General features: G+C 34.5%; 22 protein-coding genes and 1 tRNA gene. 12 read left to right on the forward strand and 11 right to left on the reverse strand.

The genetic code is table 11. The annotated features are described in order from the left end of the window. Positions 1 to 263 precede the first annotated feature (263 nt). Positions 264 to 518, reverse strand: coding sequence for a hypothetical protein (locus CCY16_RS01330; protein ID WP_245800699.1), 255 nt, complete (start codon positions 516 to 518; stop codon positions 264 to 266). Between the two features lie 104 nt (positions 519 to 622). Then, on the reverse strand, positions 623 to 916 hold the full coding sequence (locus tag CCY16_RS01335) for a hypothetical protein (RefSeq protein ID WP_088414366.1): 294 nt from the start codon (positions 914 to 916) through the stop codon (positions 623 to 625). A 133-nt stretch (positions 917 to 1049) separates the two neighbouring features. Between CCY16_RS01335 and purM the strand changes: the two genes are divergently transcribed. Further along, positions 1050 to 2084, forward strand: coding sequence for a phosphoribosylformylglycinamidine cyclo-ligase (purM, locus tag CCY16_RS01340; RefSeq protein ID WP_088414368.1), 1035 nt, complete (start codon positions 1050 to 1052; stop codon positions 2082 to 2084). Here purM and purC read toward each other — a convergent pair whose 3' ends face one another. After that, positions 2085 to 2807 carry a phosphoribosylaminoimidazolesuccinocarboxamide synthase gene (gene purC / locus CCY16_RS01345; RefSeq protein WP_088414370.1) on the reverse strand — a complete coding sequence of 241 codons (723 nt, stop codon included), beginning with the start codon at positions 2805 to 2807 and terminating at the stop codon, positions 2085 to 2087. A gap of 69 nt (positions 2808 to 2876) precedes the next feature. Between purC and trmD the strand changes: the two genes are divergently transcribed. The 4 genes from trmD to CCY16_RS01365 all read left to right on the forward strand — a co-directional run bounded on the left by trmD (position 2877) and on the right by CCY16_RS01365 (position 6401). Continuing rightward, entirely contained in the window at positions 2877 to 3584 is a 708-nt protein-coding gene (gene trmD, locus CCY16_RS01350) for a tRNA (guanosine(37)-N1)-methyltransferase TrmD (RefSeq protein WP_088414372.1), read from the forward strand. Beyond that, positions 3568 to 3945 carry a 50S ribosomal protein L19 gene (gene rplS / locus CCY16_RS01355; RefSeq protein ID WP_088414374.1) on the forward strand — a complete coding sequence of 126 codons (378 nt, stop codon included), beginning with the start codon at positions 3568 to 3570 and terminating at the stop codon, positions 3943 to 3945. Before trmD ends, rplS begins: the two co-directional genes overlap by 17 nt. A 404-nt stretch (positions 3946 to 4349) precedes the next feature. Next, positions 4350 to 5600 (forward strand): PstA family ABC transporter permease, encoded by a 1251-nt coding sequence (locus CCY16_RS01360; RefSeq protein ID WP_088414376.1) that lies wholly within the window; start codon positions 4350 to 4352, stop codon positions 5598 to 5600. A 3-nt stretch (positions 5601 to 5603) separates the two neighbouring features. Next, a complete protein-coding gene (locus tag CCY16_RS01365; RefSeq protein WP_088414378.1) occupies positions 5604 to 6401 on the forward strand; it encodes a phosphoribosylformylglycinamidine synthase subunit PurQ in 798 nt (265 codons plus the stop codon). Positions 6402 to 6532: 131 nt separating this feature from the next. Here the strand turns inward: CCY16_RS01365 and CCY16_RS06985 are convergent, their stop codons facing one another. The 4 genes from CCY16_RS06985 to rpe form a co-directional block, all read right to left on the reverse strand. Further along, entirely contained in the window at positions 6533 to 6877 is a 345-nt protein-coding gene (locus CCY16_RS06985) for a hypothetical protein (protein WP_410543236.1), read from the reverse strand. Between the two features lie 306 nt (positions 6878 to 7183). Further along, positions 7184 to 7297, reverse strand: coding sequence for a hypothetical protein (locus CCY16_RS06990; protein WP_410543235.1), 114 nt, complete (start codon positions 7295 to 7297; stop codon positions 7184 to 7186). 235 nt (positions 7298 to 7532) lie between these two features. Beyond that, the gene (gene lipB / locus CCY16_RS01375) at positions 7533 to 8150 is read right to left on the reverse strand and encodes a lipoyl(octanoyl) transferase LipB (protein ID WP_088414380.1); all 618 of its coding nucleotides are present in this window, start codon (positions 8148 to 8150) and stop codon (positions 7533 to 7535) included. A 185-nt stretch (positions 8151 to 8335) separates the two neighbouring features. Beyond that, positions 8336 to 9016, reverse strand: a complete 681-nt coding sequence (rpe, locus tag CCY16_RS01380; RefSeq protein ID WP_088414382.1) for a ribulose-phosphate 3-epimerase — start codon at positions 9014 to 9016, stop codon at positions 8336 to 8338. A 190-nt stretch (positions 9017 to 9206) separates the two neighbouring features. Here rpe and CCY16_RS01385 point away from each other — a divergent pair. Then, positions 9207 to 9280: transfer RNA gene (locus CCY16_RS01385), tRNA-Arg, on the forward strand. 9 nt (positions 9281 to 9289) lie between these two features. Here the strand turns inward: CCY16_RS01385 and CCY16_RS01390 are convergent. Both CCY16_RS01390 and CCY16_RS01395 read right to left on the reverse strand, forming a co-directional pair. After that, positions 9290 to 10240 (reverse strand): complex I NDUFA9 subunit family protein, encoded by a 951-nt coding sequence (locus CCY16_RS01390; protein WP_088414384.1) that lies wholly within the window; start codon positions 10238 to 10240, stop codon positions 9290 to 9292. A gap of 48 nt (positions 10241 to 10288) precedes the next feature. Next, entirely contained in the window at positions 10289 to 11656 is a 1368-nt protein-coding gene (locus CCY16_RS01395) for a UDP-N-acetylmuramoyl-tripeptide--D-alanyl-D-alanine ligase (RefSeq protein WP_088414386.1), read from the reverse strand. Between the two features lie 183 nt (positions 11657 to 11839). Between CCY16_RS01395 and CCY16_RS01400 the strand changes: the two genes are divergently transcribed. The 6 genes from CCY16_RS01400 to mdh are packed head-to-tail and all read left to right on the forward strand — an operon-like array spanning position 11840 to position 15596. After that, the gene (locus CCY16_RS01400) at positions 11840 to 12814 is read left to right on the forward strand and encodes a hypothetical protein (RefSeq protein WP_088414388.1); all 975 of its coding nucleotides are present in this window, start codon (positions 11840 to 11842) and stop codon (positions 12812 to 12814) included. After that, positions 12811 to 13179 carry an HIT domain-containing protein gene (locus CCY16_RS01405; protein WP_088414390.1) on the forward strand — a complete coding sequence of 123 codons (369 nt, stop codon included), beginning with the start codon at positions 12811 to 12813 and terminating at the stop codon, positions 13177 to 13179. The genes CCY16_RS01400 and CCY16_RS01405 overlap by 4 nt, the downstream gene beginning before the upstream one ends. Positions 13180 to 13204: 25 nt before the next feature. After that, positions 13205 to 13558 carry an NADH-quinone oxidoreductase subunit A gene (locus CCY16_RS01410; protein WP_088414392.1) on the forward strand — a complete coding sequence of 118 codons (354 nt, stop codon included), beginning with the start codon at positions 13205 to 13207 and terminating at the stop codon, positions 13556 to 13558. Positions 13559 to 13562: 4 nt separating this feature from the next. Beyond that, a complete protein-coding gene (locus tag CCY16_RS01415) occupies positions 13563 to 14069 on the forward strand; it encodes a NuoB/complex I 20 kDa subunit family protein (RefSeq protein ID WP_088414394.1) in 507 nt (168 codons plus the stop codon). Position 14070: 1 nt separating this feature from the next. Then, positions 14071 to 14643: an NADH-quinone oxidoreductase subunit C gene (locus tag CCY16_RS01420; protein WP_088414396.1), complete on the forward strand. Its 573-nt coding sequence runs from the start codon at positions 14071 to 14073 to the stop codon at positions 14641 to 14643. A 2-nt stretch (positions 14644 to 14645) separates the two neighbouring features. Beyond that, positions 14646 to 15596: a malate dehydrogenase gene (gene mdh / locus CCY16_RS01425; protein ID WP_088414398.1), complete on the forward strand. Its 951-nt coding sequence runs from the start codon at positions 14646 to 14648 to the stop codon at positions 15594 to 15596. Positions 15597 to 15610: 14 nt separating this feature from the next. On the opposite strand, the gene CCY16_RS01430 is transcribed toward mdh, so the two are convergent. Both CCY16_RS01430 and CCY16_RS01435 read right to left on the reverse strand, forming a co-directional pair. After that, on the reverse strand, positions 15611 to 16399 hold the full coding sequence (locus tag CCY16_RS01430) for a TatD family hydrolase (RefSeq protein ID WP_088414400.1): 789 nt from the start codon (positions 16397 to 16399) through the stop codon (positions 15611 to 15613). 16 nt (positions 16400 to 16415) lie between these two features. Beyond that, positions 16416 to 16901: an RNA pyrophosphohydrolase gene (locus tag CCY16_RS01435; RefSeq protein WP_088414402.1), complete on the reverse strand. Its 486-nt coding sequence runs from the start codon at positions 16899 to 16901 to the stop codon at positions 16416 to 16418. Between the last annotated feature and the right edge of the window lie 274 nt (positions 16902 to 17175).

The raw sequence follows: 17175 nt of genomic DNA on the forward strand, positions 1-17175 counted from the left end.
AGCATATACGACATTAATGCTAAGTTCCTATAAGAGATATGACTAGGGTTTCTTTTGCTTTTTTTCCTGCTTGGTGAATTTCTTAAACATTTACGGCTAAAGCAATTTAAAAGTATCCAGCGTTTAAAACTTTTAAAATACTGATTTGCCCTGTTTTCGTTTGGTTTAGGTTGTACAGAAAGTCTAATGCCACAATAAAGAAATTATGTTTCCCACACTAGCACTTAAACTTACAAACACTTTTCATGAGCTATGAGATCGTTTTAAGTTAAGGTCAAACCTATTTCCAGCAAGTTGTTTTCACAAATACAGTGCATTTTAACGTTATAATACTCTAATAACAGGTGAGTCATGTAAATACTAATATCTTTTATACTTAAATTATTATCTTCTTTCTTGTTTAACTTTTCTGCTAATGATCTGCTCAGGGGCTTATGCTCATTTAGAACTTGCATTGTTAGTAGAGTTTCATGCTTTACTTGGCTCAAAAAAATAGACATTCGTTCAACCTCTGCCACTGCACTGGCTATAGTTATTACCATATTAGAGATTATTTTATTTATCTTTTCAGTTAAACTTACTTTACACTTCACAAAGTATTCATCCGTCTTCCACGTGAATTTTATTTTTTTTTTAGTAAATAATTTTCAATGTTCAATTTGGTCTGACTAAAGCTACGATTGTCCGCTGAAGAAGAGTATGCTTGTTTCATAACTTTGTGTTTATATATCAAATCATCGGAGCTTTCCTTAAGCAGCAATAATCCTTCCCTATGTGTACTAGCATCATTCTGATTGCCTGCTTCAAGCTCTTCTAGGCCAAACATTATTCCATTCATAGAGTTAGCAAAGTCATGAAGCAACCATCCTGATAATAACTCTGTTATTGACAGTATGTTTTTGATGTTCTTTCTCATTGGATAATTATAAATGATTTAAGTTACCCTATATTAGTAAACATATAATAGTCAATTGAGAGAAAGTTTCGTTGTACTTTTTGTGTCAATTCATTAATATAGTGTTAATAGTCATAGAACTTGAAAAAGGGTCATGAATACTTACGCCAAATCTGGAGTAGATCTTAAACTGTATAATAAGCTGATAAAAGAAGTTAAGCTTGTTGTTGATGAAAATAAAAGAGAAGAAGTAATTAGCGAAGTGGGTTCATTTTCTGCATTATTTGATTTTGCTGTGTTAAGTAAGAAATATGACCATCCTGTACTGGTTTCTTCAACTGATGGGGTAGGCACAAAGCTGTTGATAGCCCAAGAAGTAGATAAACATGACACTATAGGTATAGATTTAGTTGCAATGTGCGTAAATGATTTACTTGCACAGGGAGCAACACCTTTATTTTTCCTCGATTATTTTGCAACAGGTGCTTTGAACAAGGAGGTTCTATTGTCTGTAGTTCAGGGTATTACAGAGGGGTGTAAGCAGGCCAAGATAACATTGGTTGGTGGAGAAACCGCAGAGATGCCTGGAATGTATGGTAATAATCACTATGACCTTGCAGGATTTGTGGTTGGAGTGGTTGATAAGAGCAAGATTCTTCCAAATTACGATGTGATGAAAGCAGGTGATTATATAGTTGGCTTAGAATCAAGTGGAATTCATTCAAATGGGTTTTCTTTGGTGCGTCATATCTTTGAAGATTTAGGCATAAGTTACAATGATCTATCTCCGTGGAATAATCAACTTTGGGGGGAGGTGTTACTCAAGCCAACGAAAATATATGTTGATTCTTTACTGCCTATTATGTCGCAAGTAAAAGGCATTGCACACATCACAGGTGGTGGCTTAATGGATAATGTTCCACGAATTCTTCCAAAAAATTTATTTGCAGACGTAGACATCAGTTCTTTGGAATGGCCAGATATATTTTTGTGGCTGACGAAAGAGGGTAAAGTGGAGAAGAGAGAAATGTTAAGAACATTTAATTGTGGTATTGGTATGATATTGATCATAGATCCTGAAAATATGCAAGGCGTAAAAAATCATTTCCAAAAACGTGGGGAAAAAATTGAGATCATTGGAAAACTTAATGAGAAATACAACCCGTCATTTGATGGAGTAGTATCTTAATTAGCATAATTTTACTAACAATCTTTTTGCGACCTCTAAGTATGCTTCCTTCAAGTTTCCTAAGTTCAAGCGGAAGACGTCTTTATCTAATTTTTTGTGCGTATTTTTATCCCACAGCCTACAGTTGTCAGGGCTGATCTCATCTGCTAAAGTGATCTTTGTATTATCGTTTATTGGTCTGCCAAATTCCAATTTAAGGTCGACTAAATCTATCCCTGCATTTAAAAATAAATCGATTAGAACTGTGTTGATTTTGATGGTTATAGTTTTAATTTCTTCCATTTCTTCGTAAGATAGCCAGCCAAAATATAGCACGTGGTTTTCGTTTACCATTGGATCAGCTAGGCTATCGTTTTTATAGAAAAACTCGATTATAGGAAATGCGAGTTTCTTACCTTCTTTTATATTGAAACGCTTACAAAAACTACCAGCTGCGATATTTCTTACTACTATTTCAAGAGGTATAATTTTTAATTTTTTAACTAGCTGTTCTCTTTCGCTTAGAGTTTTTATAAAGTGTGTGTTAATTCCTGCTTTCTCAAGTATTTCCATAATAAAAGTGCTAATGCGATTGTTAATTGTTCCTTTGCCTTCAATAATTTCATATTTTTCTTTATTGAAAGCTGTAACATCATCTTTGAAGTATTGTATGACGGTTAATGGATCTTTAGTTTCAATAATGAACTTTGCTTTACCTTCATATATTATTTTGTCTGGCAACATGTGTGATTTAAGTATATATTAAAAGCATTATATCAAATTACCACTTAAGTTTACTACAAATTTATAAAGATGTTCGATGTTACAATATTAACCATATTTCCAGAAATGTTTCCTGGATTTTTGAACTATTCCCTTGCTGGAAAAGCATTAGAGAAGAAGATATGGAACCTTGAAGTGATGAATATTCGTTTTTTTGCAAAAGATAGGCATTTGACGGTAGACCATATTCCATATGGGGGTGGAGCAGGAATGGTTATGCGCCCTGATGTAGTTGGTGATGCAGTTGATAATGTACTTTCTACTCATAAAGATACTAAATTTATTTATATGACTCCGTCTGGCACAAAATTTGATCAGAGTATTGCAAGGGAATTGGTAAGATTTCCTCATATAACGATATTATGTGGTCGATTTGAGGGTATTGACCAAAGAGTGATAGATGAGTATACTCCTTATGAGTTGAGCATTGGAGATTATATCCTTTCAGGAGGTGAACCAGCTGCGATGGTAGTTCTTGATGTGTGCGTTAGACTTCTTCCTGGTGTGGTAAATAATTCCGGTAGTATTACTGAGGAGAGTTTTAGTTATAGCGGTGGTGTACTTGAGTATCCTCAGTATACCAGACCTGAGCAGTGGAGAGAACATAGAGTACCTGAAATTTTGTTATCTGGTAATCACAAAAAAATAAGTGATTGGAGACAGAAACAGTCTCAAGTTATAACAAAAAGACGTAGGCCTGAATTATTAGATGGAGAGATAAATGACAAATTTACTTAAAAAGTTCGATGAGCAACAAATGCAAGTATTAGCTAAGGAAGTACCAGAATTTCGTCCTGGTGATGATTTGAAGGTTACTTTTAAAGTAGTTGACAGTACAAGTGAGCGTATACAGATATTTGAAGGTGTATGTATATCAAAAAGAAATCGAGGGTTACATTCTTCTTTTGCGGTTAGAAAAGTAAGTCATGGAGAAAGTATAGTATCTCAATTTTTTATTTACTCTCCTGCATTAGTTTCAGTGCAAGTAACAAGAAGAGGAAAGGTTCGTAGGGCAAAGTTGTACTACCTATGTAAACTATTTGGAAAAGCTGCAAGAATAAAAGAGCGCGCTACTTACAAAAACAATAAGTCTAATTAGGTACAATGGAGAGTGATGTTAATGGTGTCGTTCCCAGTGCATGATATATAACTATACGAGCATTTTGATATGATAAGGCGTTACATAGTAAACGATGTCATGAAAGTGGCTGACACTGGAATCCAGCTTTTTATGCAATCTCATCAAAGACATTTATTTAGTATAAGGTCAACTACTTTCTACACTCAACAAATCAGTTTGCTTATTTACAGCAAACTTTCCTGGATCTCAGTGTCGCACACTGGGATGATACCAGCAGTTATGTCTTGTATTTACTCTACCACAATGCAAAAAGTTCACACAATTGTGGGTTTGACATAGGATTCGGGAAGAAAGAAGAGACTTCAGTATTAGCTTGCATGGCATCATTACACACTTGAGCAACAAAAAGGAACTGAAAGTAAATGAGTATAAAGACAAAATTTCTTAAACTGCTTCAGTCCAGGCGTATGCATGCTCGCATAAAAAGGAAGAATAAAAAAGATAAAGCGTTATATTCCTGTTCTTTTATGACGCTAGTTATTTCACTTAGTTGCCCTGTATGTATATTGCTAAGTATATTGATTAACTCTTATAGCGCCTTAACAGTAACAAAAATTCTATTACCGATTGAAATAAACACTGATTTTGCTTTAGCAGATAATCCTAGCAATTTGCGGTATAAATCTATTAATTCACTAAATGATTCTCTACGAAAGATATTTAAGGGAACTGATTTTAAGAATGATGAAGAGATTTTAAGTCGTAATTCTTACAAGGAGCTAGAGAATTTTGTTCGTAGAAAAGTAAAACATAATGGTGAATATGAAATCTGGTTTACCGCGTCAAGTATAATAAATTCAATAAATAAGGGTAAGTATTTTAACAGTCATTATGTTGAATTGCTTAGTTGGCTAAAAAAACAGGGGAGAGTAGGGAAATTTTTCAATAAATCTCTATTTCTTAAATCTGACTCTCGTGAACCTGAAAACGCGGGAATCTTAGGAGCATTTGTTGGCTCATTAATGACGATAATAGTATGCCTGGCTTTAGCGTTACCAGCGGGGATTATGTCGGGTATCTGTCTCCACGAATTTATGCCTAAAAATAGTATAATAACTAATGTTATAGAGGTTAGCATAAATAATCTTACTGCAGTGCCTTCAATAATATTTGGTGTAGTAGGCTTGACTCTCTATCTTGGCATATTTGAGCTACCCCGTTCTTCGCCACTTGTTGGTGGAATGACTCTTTCATTTATGATGTTACCTAATATTATAATTGCAACAAAAAATGCCTTTGCTAATGTTTCTATTACAATAAAAGATGCAGCTTTTGCCCTTGGAGCGCCTCACATCAGGGTGATATTAGACCACTCTTTACCGATTGCATTACCAAGGATAATACATGGTACTATGCTTGCAGTTGCAAGAGTTTTAGGTGAGTCTTCTCCTTTACTTATGATAGGTATGGTAGCATTTATCACTGATACACCTAGGTCCTTTTTCGATCCGGCAACTGTTCTACCCGTACAAATATACATATGGTCAAGTAGTCCTGAAATTGCATTTGTTGAACTTGCTGCTATCGCAATTATAGCCTTGTTGATAGTGTTATTTGCTCTGAATTTAGTAGCAAATTTTGTAAAAAGAAAATTCGAATTTTTTAATTTTTAACTCATGAAAATTATCGTTTTATCTGGTTACGGCTTGAATTGTGAAAAGGAAACTGCATTTGCATTTGTAGAATGTGGTAGAAAACTTGGTGTCAACAATATAGAAGTAAGAATCGTTCACATTAATGAGATCATAAAGAATCCAGGTGAACTGGGGTTGAGTAATATACTTGCAATCCCAGGGGGTTTTTCCTACGGTGATGACACTGGTGCTGGTAATGCTTTTGCTTTGCGCATTAAGAACAACTTGTTAGATGAGTTTCAAGAGTTTTTATCTCAAGATAAGCTTGTCGTGGGAATATGTAATGGTTGTCAGATATTAGTGAAGTTAATCCCAGAGTTTTCTAATCTGGCTTTAATACGTAATGATATAGGTAATTATCAATGCCGTTGGATTAAAGTAAAAGTTAGCCCACAAAGCAGTTCTGTTTGGTTGCGGGATCTGAATGAGTTGTATCTTCCTATTGCTCATGGAGAAGGCAAGTTCTTTATGAATCAAGGTGTTTTAGATCAATTGATTGAAAATAATTCTGTTGCACTACGTTACATTAATGAAAGTGGTGACTACGCCAACTTGCAATTTCCTTATAATCCGAACGGGTCTACATATGACCTGGCGGCTTTATCGGATAAAAGTGGTAGAGTGTTGGCTTTAATGCCTCATCCAGAAAGGGGCATATTTTTTACTCAGCAGGATAACTGGCCACTTGAAAAAGAAAAGTGCAAGCGCTTAAAGATTGCTATGCCAAAATATGGAGACGGAATGCTTATATTTGAAAATGCATTAAGGTATTTTTGTTGAAATTTATTGGTAGGGATTTATGGTTGAAATTGAACAAATATTTCCTATGAAATCATTGGTAAATCTAAATTATTTTAGCTTAATGTCGTGTATTCATTCTACTGTAACACAGGAGGTTAGTATAATATAGATCAATCCATAAAGCCAATATTCTGCACATCCATAAAAAACAAACCTTCTTTTTCGTCTTGAACGCTAATAGTAGCGTGGGTGTTGAGAGGTAAAGGGTCATTTATATATTCGTGGCCTATCTCTTGGACTTTGAACACTGGAAAATTAGCACTCTTTGCAGATCTCTCTTTTACGACTTCAACAAGATTGTCGTTACCGAAGTTAATAAAGTTTCCAAAAATTACTGCGTATACTTCATCAAAAATACGAGCTTGTTTAGGTGATCTAAACTGCGCTCCATTGCATATGAATAAACTCTTGTATCTTTTAGAAATAGAATTTTTCCTTTTGCATTTATTTGCCAGGCGGTTCCTATACTATTTTAAACTAAAATCATGTTTCCACAACGATTTTGGACTCTAATCTGCCATTTTTTAGTTTGATGTCATCATTAATTATTTTTAGGTTATTAAACCTAATAGAGCTCTGCTGACTTAGGATTAACCTTTTAATTTTTAACAAAACTTTCAGAAACGAAATTATTTACTATCATTTCCAACATGGACCGTGAAGAATTTGCCAATCGTATTTGACTTGTAAATAAATAAATGTGCAAGGTGGTTATATCGCTATGGTCTATAAGAGTTTTTTTTGTTTTTATTTTGAGCAATTCATGCTTTTTTATCGTTGAGTAATTTTTCTAGACAGGGAATTAACCGAGAAGCTCCTGTTCCTCCTCTGATACACCAAATTATTTTGCTATCGTCAATTAGAACACTAATCAAATCGCTTGCTCTAAATTCATAGAGTTAGGGTAGAATGGATTATTATTGCTATATATTTTCTCTCAAAGATGAAAGTTAAAATCCAAAGCTTCTATATATTCTTTTATAGTAGTTAGATCTGGCTCTTTTCCATTGGAAGAAGGGGCAATAATATCGACTTGATTGATTGCATAAATACCTGTATTAGCGCATAAAGTGAGAATAAAATATAAGAAGTAGATGACAACAGAGTACATTAAAATATCTTATAAAACTCTTTTTTTAGTATATTATCTAATTTAAAGAGTGGAGCTTTAACACCTAGTTCTTTTATTGATGTAACACCGTAACCTTTCAATCCGCAAGGAATAATACCCTTGTAATGAGAAAGATCTGGGGAGACATTAAGCGCTATGCCATGGTAAGTTACCCATTTTCTTAAACGAATGCCAAAAGCTGCTATTTTTTCTTCTACTCCGTTGTTATTCACCCAAACACCTACTCTATCTTCTTTGAATTCTCCAAATATGTTAAAGTGCTTTAAAACATTTATTATCCAACTACCAAGGTCTCTAATATATAGTTTTATATCACATTTATTTCTTTTTTTAAGATTCAGTATTAGATATATAATACGTTGCCCTGGACCATGATATGTGTATTTACCACCCCTGCCTGTTTTATATATAGGAAATAATTTTTCGACGACATCATCATCTGTTGCACTGATTCCTGCTGTGTATAATGGAGGATGCTGGAGTAGCCATACTAGTTCATCAGATGAGTTATTGTGGATTTGTTGAATTTTTTTTTCCATGAATTTTACAGCGTAGTTATAATTAATAAGCTGATCAGATATTAGCCACTCTACCATGTTCAATCTCTTCTCTTTTTAGTTTATAGAATAAGCTAAGTATAGTTAAAAATATATATTATCAAAATTTTATGGACATTTTTGACTTGATTTGCTGAGATGAGTGTCCTTAAGTAGATGACACTTGCATCCAGAAATTTTTTTACTCATAGAATGACAGAAGTGATTTGTGTTGGGCTATAGGGTTACAATGATAGGTTTTTAAAATCATTTACAGCTTTCTTCATATTTTTAGCTCTAAATATTGCTGATCCAGCGACTAAGATATCTGCACCTGCTTTTATTATATCAGCTGCGTTTGAAAGACTCACTCCGCCATCTACTGAAATTTGTGTTTTAAGGCCGCGCTCTCGTATCATTTTCTTCACAACAGATATCTTGCCCAGTTGTGAATAAATAAACTCCTGTCCTCCAAATCCAGGGTTGACTGTCATAATTAATACAATATCCAACTCATGTATTATATACTCAAATACACCTGGGGAAGTTGAAGGAACAATTGACACTCCAACTTGAACCTTTTTTTTCGCATCGTTTACATTTTTGTATGACTTTATCTTTCTTATCAGCCTTTCAAGGTGTACCTCTGCTTCTGCGTGTATAGTAATGATATCAGCGCCAGCATTTATAAAGCTTTCAATATGGTCACCAGGAGACTTAATCATTAAGTGTACATCAAAAAAAAGGTTAGTATATTTACGTATTGTAGAGATAACGCCTGGACCAATTGTAATATTTGGAACAAAATTTCCATCCATAACGTCTATGTGTATATAATCTACACCTAAGTTGTTAATTCTTTTTACTTCTTCTCCTAGTTTTGCGAAATTTGCTGAAAGTATAGAAGGTGCAATTTTGATACCCATGGGCTGTCTTTTTACTAAAAAATAAAAAAATAACTTATTTTAAAAACTCTGTCATCTTAGTACTTAAATCCAGAAAAAGTTAACACCGCATACTAGAATGATAAGGTCTTGCAAGAATTTGCTATAAGCATTGTATTGACATGAAATGCCTTGACTTTATGCGTGTTAAGAAGCATTTTATATATGCTGTGCGCCCGTAGCTCAGCTGGATAGAGCAACAGCCTTCTAAGCTGTGGGTCGTAGGTTCGAATCCTACTGGGCGCACTCTTTATGTCAGTACTTTCTATAAACCTTCAAATACTCTGGTACTACATTTTCAATTGATAATGGCCGGATTTTTATTGCTTCAAAATCAGTTGATTTTTCAATTGAGCTACTCATCATAACTCTCACCTGATCTCGAGTAAGCATAGGGCTTATATCCCCGGTTATGGGTTTTAACAATATAGAAATGATCCTACTTTCTAAAAAGAAGGCTATTAGCTTTGCCATTGGGAAAGATACATTGACTAATAAGCATTTTCTGTTGGTAACATTCAGAATAAACTTTAGTAAGCTTTTAAAAGAGTAGACTTTTGGTCCACCTATATTATAAATCTTCTTATCTTGCTTATTAAGACTGATAATGCGATATACCATCTCAGCTAAATCGGTTACACATATAGGCTGAAATTTAGTTATACCACTGCCAATTAGCGGCAAGAAAGGAAGAATAGTTGCTAGTCTTGCAAATTTGTTAAAGAAGTTATCTTCTTTACCAAATACAAGACTCGGCTTAATTATTATTGCTTCTGGGAATGCTGCGGTTACAGCTTTTTCACCTTCCAATTTACTTTGAGCATATTCTGACAGCTTACTGTTTTCTATTCCCATAGCAGAAAAATGTATCATCATAGATACGTTTTTTATTTTTGCAGCTCTTGCTATTCTTTCAGCTATCCCAACATGAACAGCGTAGAAACCGTGCTCTTTTACTTCATATAGTATTCCAACTAAGTTTATGACTACATTACATTCCTCTACACTTTCCAAAATTAACTTCTCGTCAAAAAAATCGCCTTTAAATATAGATATTTGTCCTAAATTGCCACATAACTTTAAACAAGCAGCTTTTTCTTGGTTACGGGCAAATACCCTTATTAAATACCCTGCTGTTGCCAAACGTCTTACGATGTGTTTCCCTATAAATCCTGTTCCACCAAAAATAACTACACGTTTTATCACGATTAAAACTTCTAATAACTTAACCTTAAATTAATATAATAGTTTTATTTAATATTCTATTATGAATCCTCGCACTATGAAATCCATTTTCACCCCACGTGAACCCTTGACCAGAACTACATCATTATTTTGAACAATGTTAGCTAAGTTGCTTTTCAATTGATTAGAATCATTAAAATGCGTGCCTTTTATATTGCTTGGTAAAAGCCTGTGCAACTTTAACATGAATTTACCAACCGTATAAACTTTATCCACGTCATATTTTACAATAGAATCAAGTAACTTCATATGAAATGTTATGCTTTCGTTACCGAGTTCTAGCATATCACCAAGTAATGCTACTTTCCTCCGATTAGAATATATACCTAAAGTTCTTATTGCAGCTTTCATTGAAGCAGGACTGGCATTATAGGAGTCGTCAATCAAATGTATACACTTTCCATTGTATTTAGCCTTGTGAACACTACCTCTGCCTTTCGTTATATTAAAATTCTCAAGTGCAAGTGGTAATTTTGATAAATTAAGTCCAAGATTTTGTATGACTGCAACAACAGCCAGTACAGAGTATACAAAATGTTCACCTTGCACACATAAATTGCAGTTCATAATCTGATTATTATTCAGTCTAATTTTTAAATTTAGCCCTTTGTCGTTTTTTATTACATTCAACAAGCAAACTGTAGCGCTTTTATTCCTACCAAAGCTTACTACATCTCTATCGATGTGTGATGAGAGGTAATCATAATATTTATTATCTTTGTTTAGGATCAAAGTACCGTTATTTTTCACACCGTACAAAATTTCTAATTTTGCTTGTGCAATATCAAATAGCGACGAAAAATTTTCAACATGCACAGGTTCTATGTTGGTGATAACCGCAATATTTGGGTTACTAATCTTTGATAATTCTTTTATCTCACCAGCTTTATTCATCCCCATTTCAAGAATTAAGTACCGGCAGTTTTCTGGAGCTTTTAGAATCGTTAAAGGTAGCCCTATGTTATTATTCAAGTTACCATCATTCACATGAGACACTCCATACTGTGATAGAACGGTATGTAGCATATCTTTTGTGGTGGTTTTTCCTACACTGCCTGTAATTGCAATAACTTCAGCATTAACAAGAACATTTCTGATGTAATACGATGCCATATCATGCAAAGCTTTTAGAGTATCTTGCACAACAATTAGAGGAAGATTCCTATATTTGTCTTCGCTCACTACCGCAGCTGCTGCCCCTTTCAAAAAGGCTTCATGTAGAAAATCATGTCCATCAAAATTCTTTCCTTTAAGTGCGATAAATAAGTCACCTTTTTTTATATTTCTTGTGTCTGTTGAAATATTTAAGTTGTGGCAACCACTCTTCCCTCTTCCGCCAGTAGCATCAATAATATTATTAGTATTCCATTCGAACATAGTTTAACTTTAAAGCAAGATTAATAATAAAAGTAGTGAAAATACCTCACGTTTTAGACAGTATGTAAATAATAGTTGCAATCTCTATAATTTCATCTTATAATAGATATAGAAATTTAAATGTTTTTTCTATAATTTAGAATACACTATAGTATTTAGTGTTAGAATACTTCGGGGGTATGTATGGAACAAGATAAAAAAGGAGATATTTCAAGCAAAGAGTCTACTTCTATATTAGGTAAAGCTAAAAATGCAGCTTTGGGAGTGCGAGGGTTTCTAGTTGAAGGTGGAAAAGTCTTATTTAAGGGTGTAGGTAGGGGTTTATTGGTCTTATTTAAAGGTACAATAATATATCCTTTCCAACTAAAAAGTCAGTTAAAGTCTTGGGATGAAATGTGGCATGATATAAAAAATGGTTGGCGTTATGTTATTGGCAAGACACCTAAAGAATACTACCTGCCTATAAGGACTACACAAGCTAGTGAAGATCTTGGTGTACACATAACAGAACAAGAGAAAGGAAAGGGAAGGGTTATATTTAAAGCATCAAGGACTTTGGTAGGAGACATACCTTATTTGAGCCAAGAGCAATTAGATCAAATAAAAAACAATTTGCCAAGTGTAACTATTTTCAGGGAAAAAAACGAAGCTATAATCGAAGTTGATGTTAAGGAAATTACCAATGGTATTAAAGCCGGCCCTGAATGTAAAGGAAAGAGTCCGGAAGAGGTAAAACAGCTTGTTGTTGGCAAAATTTACGATAAAGTGAATGAAAATCTTAAAGGCCTGGCAGAAATTACTGGTGGAGAGTTTAAAGTTCACACAGACCAGAAATTGCTGTATGGTATTGCTGAAAAATTGTACCGAGGATATCACGAACAGCCATCAGAAGTTGTAAAGCCTATAGAGAGGTCACCAGAATCTAGTGAATTTATCACTCAAAGCAATATGACTGATCCTCTGGGGATGTATCATGTAAAAGCTGGAAAAACTACTTCTAAAGGTATAGAATTAGAAGACAAGTTGAGAGAAGCTATTGGTAACGAATCTAATCTACGCTTTGAAGGAGATGTCTCTAACAGTAAAATGGAGAGCCCTTCATCTACACCTGCTCTGAACCCAGGAAGAGAAAAAGGTGGTCGTGCCTCTAAAGCATGAACAGTAAATACTATGATAGCAATAACATCTTTGCTCAAATATTAAGAGGTGAGTTGCCTTGCAAGAAGATTTATGAGGATAAGGGTGTGTTAGCGTTTTACGATAAGTATCCTGATGCACCAGTTCACATTTTAGTTGTACCGAAAAGTCAATATATTTCATATGATGATTTTATTTTTAAAGCTTCTGCAGAGGAAATAGTAGGCTTCTTTAAAACTGTGAGAGAGATAACATATAAATATAACCTAGAAAAAACAGGATATAGGTTAGTTACTAACTACGGTGAAAACGGGGAACAAGTTGTACCGCACTTTCATATGCATATTTTAGGTGGTAAAAGATTAGGAAAGCATGTAAATTTGTAGTGTTGCTTTCTACAAGTTTTATTAAATGAGTGAATATTTAGCCATAGCAATTTTTATCTGCGTATCAATTATACTATCTCTTGCTTTGGGTGTATTGCCTATGTTTCTTGCAATAAGCAAACCAGATAGTGAAAAACTTTCCACATATGAGTGCGGTTTTAACCCTTTATCAAGAGCAAGAAAAAATTTTGACATTAAGTTTTATTTAGTTTCAATATTATTCATAATATTTGACTTAGAAATTGCTTTTCTTTTTCCTTGGGCTGTTTCTTTATCTAAAATAAGCTACTGTGGATTTTGGTCTATGATGATATTTCTTACAATACTTACTGTAGGCTTTATCTATGAGTGGTGTAAAGGTGCATTAGAATGGAAATAAATTTATGATAGGTCAAGTTCTATCTAACGGTGACTGGAATCGTTATAAGAAGGAAGGGTTTCTTGTTACTAAATTCGGTAATTTAATAGATTATGTAATCAATTGGGCAAGATCTGGCTCATTATGGCCAATGACATTTGGTCTTGCATGTTGTGCAGTGGAAATGATGCACACTGCATCCAGTCGTTATGATCTTGATAGATATGGTATAATGTTTCGTGCGAGTCCAAGACAGGCGGATGTTATGATTGTTGCTGGTACACTAACCAACAAAATGGCAGCAGCCTTGCGTAAGGTTTATGACCAAATGGCAGACCCCAAGTACGTTGTTTCTATGGGAAGTTGTGCAAATGGCGGTGGTTATTATCATTACTCCTACTCGGTAGTTCGTGGTTGTGATAGAATTATACCAGTTGATATATATGTTCCTGGATGCCCGCCAACTGCAGAGGCATTGCTATATGGAATGCTGTGCCTACAAAAAAAAATAAAACGAACTCAGAATATATAGTATGGATAAAACTGCAAAGTACATACAAAAAAAGACCAAATGTGAATTTGTTCAGCAAGGTGATGGTACTATTGTAATATATTCAACTTTAGATAATATTGAGGATCACTTACTCTTTCTACGCGATGATGAAAAATGTAGGTTTGAATTATTAGTTGATATTTTTGGGGTTGATTATCCAGATAGGGAGAAACGTTTTGAGCTAATGTATAATTTGCTCAGCATTGTGCATAATATTAGGGTACATATAAAGCTTCAATTATATGAAGGTGATATGCCTCCAAGCGTAGTAAGGATATTTAACACAGCTTCGTGGTTTGAGCGCGAAGTTTTTGATATGTATGGAATAGAATTCTCTAATCATCCTGATTTGCGTAGGATTCTAACGGATTATGGATTCAAAGGTCATCCAATGTTAAAAGATTTTCCTCTTACTGGTTATGAGGAGGTTAGATATGACATAGAGGCAAAAAAGGTTGTGTATAATCCTATAGATTTACCGCAAGATTTTCGTATGTTTGACAGCCTATCCCCTTGGGAAGGTGAAACCACAAAAGCAAATACCAAGGAGTAGAAATGACAGTACAAAGAAAAAAAATATCTTTGATTGGCGCAGGAAATATTGGTGGGGCTCTCGCACATATGGTTACATTAAGAGAGCTTGGTGATGTTGTTTTGTTTGACGTTAGCGATGGAATACCACAAGGTAAAGCACTCGATATAGCAGAATCATCCCCTATTGATGGGTTTAGTGTCAATATTACTGGCACAAATAGGTATGAAGATATAAAAAACTCTGATGCAATTATAATAACCGCTGGCATTGCGAGAAGACCGGGAATGAGCAGAGACGATCTCCTCCAAACTAATGCTAAAGTAATGAAGGAAGTTGGAGAAAATATTAGAAAGTATTCTCCAAATGCATTTGTGATAGTGGTTACCAATCCTTTAGATGCCATGGTTTCAGTAGTGCATAAGTTTTCAAACCTCCCAGCTAATATGATTGTTGGAATGGCAGGAGTGCTTGATTCTTCCCGCTTTCGCTATTTTCTTGCAAGGGAACTCAATATTTCTGTTGAGGATGTGTCTGCTTTTGTGCTTGGAGGACATGGTGACACTATGGTGCCGCTGATTCATTGTGCTTCCATCGCTGGCATTCCACTTACTCAAATCATTGATATGGGTCTCATCACACAGGAAAAAGTTGATGAAATAGTTAAGCGCACTCGTAATGGCGGTAAAGAAATAATTGATTTACTTAAGTCTGGGTCTGCATACTATGCTCCTGCATCTTCTAGTATATATATGTTGGAATCATATTTACGTGATGAAAGGCGTATATTACCGTGCGCTACTTATCTTAATGGTGAATATGGTGTAAAAGACTTGTTCATTGGTGTCCCTGTAATTATTGGTAAAAACGGAATTGAAAAGGTTCTAGAGATTAAAATGGATGATAGTGAACAAGAAATGTTCAACAAATCCGTAAATGCAGTGAAAGAATTGGTAAAATCTTTAAGCTTATAAACAAGCCAATGATTTTATAGAATTTCTTTAAGCTTAAGTTTTGTAAACAGCCTGAAAAAGTTGTTTGTGGTTACTTCTGCTACCTTATCCGGTGATTCACTCCACAATTCCGCTAGACAATCTACAACATATTTTACCATTGCTGGTTCGTTCTTTTTTCCTCTGTGAGGTTCAGGTGATAGATACGGTGCATCGGTTTCAACTAAAACACGCTCACGTGGTACATCTTGTGCAATTCTTCTGAGTAAGCTTGCATTTTTGAAAGTAATAATTCCAGAAAATGAAATGTATAACCCTAAATCTATAGATTGATGAGCAAGCTCTTTAGAGGAAGTAAAACAATGCATTACTCCATTAAAAGGGCCATTTTTCATTTCTGACTTTAGCATATCGATCACTTCACTGTCAACACCTCTAGTGTGGATGACTAAAGGCAACCCTGTTATTCTTGCTGCTTCTATGTGTAATGCAAAACTTTTCTTCTGATTGCTTTTATTATTAGATTTATAAAAATCTAACCCGGTTTCGCCTATACTAACTACCTTTTGATTCTTGATGAGTTCAACCAATTCATCAACATGCATACACTTGCCGTTCTCTACAGAAGCATCAAGTGGGTGTATGCCAATAGAGGAATAGACTTGATTATAGGATGAAGCAATTTTCAATAATTTAGGAACATCATCAGCGTTTATGCATATGTTATGTAAAATTTTTACACCATTTTGCTCTGCTCTTGAAATCACTTCCGGTATTTCATCATCAGAGAAATAAATCAAATGGCAATGAGAATCTACTATCACGAACTTATTGTAAATTTTACTTAATAATAGAGACTTTGATTTGAGAAGAAAACTCTTCTATCACTGCTTTATAAACTTCCTTTTTAAATGGTATGGCACCTGCTACCAAATTATCTACACTCTGCCAACGCCACTCCTTGAATTCTGGATGATCAGTATAGTTGATATTAATATCCTTACCTTCTCCATAAAATTTCATTAAGAACCACCTTTGCTTTTGGCCAGAATATCTTCCATTCCAGCATGTTGGTATAACTTCCTCAGGTAAGTTATAATATATCCAATCCTTATTTTTAGCTATAATCTTTGCTTTATCAGTACCAACTTCCTCTAGCAATTCACGTAGTGCTGCTTGCTCTAGCTTTTCACCATCATCAATTCCCCCTTGTGGCATCTGCCAGTAAGAGTTGCTATCAAAGCGTTTTCCAGTGAATACATGTCCTTGTTTGTTAAATAGCATTATGCCAACGCAAGGACGATATTTATCTTTCTGCTCAACCACGAGTACGTCCTGTTATTAATTATTTGTTACAGAAGCTTCAACTAACCTTTTTCCGTCTTTTATCTTGTTAGCGATTCTTTTTGCAACTCCCTTTGCGCTTAATTCCAAGTTGTTAATTTCAAAAGCACCTTTAGGTACAAATAACCTTTTTCCTTTAATTTTCTTTATAGCAAAATCCGGATTGGTAATTTTATTTTCCTGATACCTAATCTTCTAATTGGATATGCTCCACTAGTTCTTTACTCTATTACAGAGTATTACCACAGGAAGAATT

The organism is Wolbachia endosymbiont of Wuchereria bancrofti, from assembly GCF_002204235.2.
Lineage (GTDB): Bacteria > Pseudomonadota > Alphaproteobacteria > Rickettsiales > Anaplasmataceae > Wolbachia.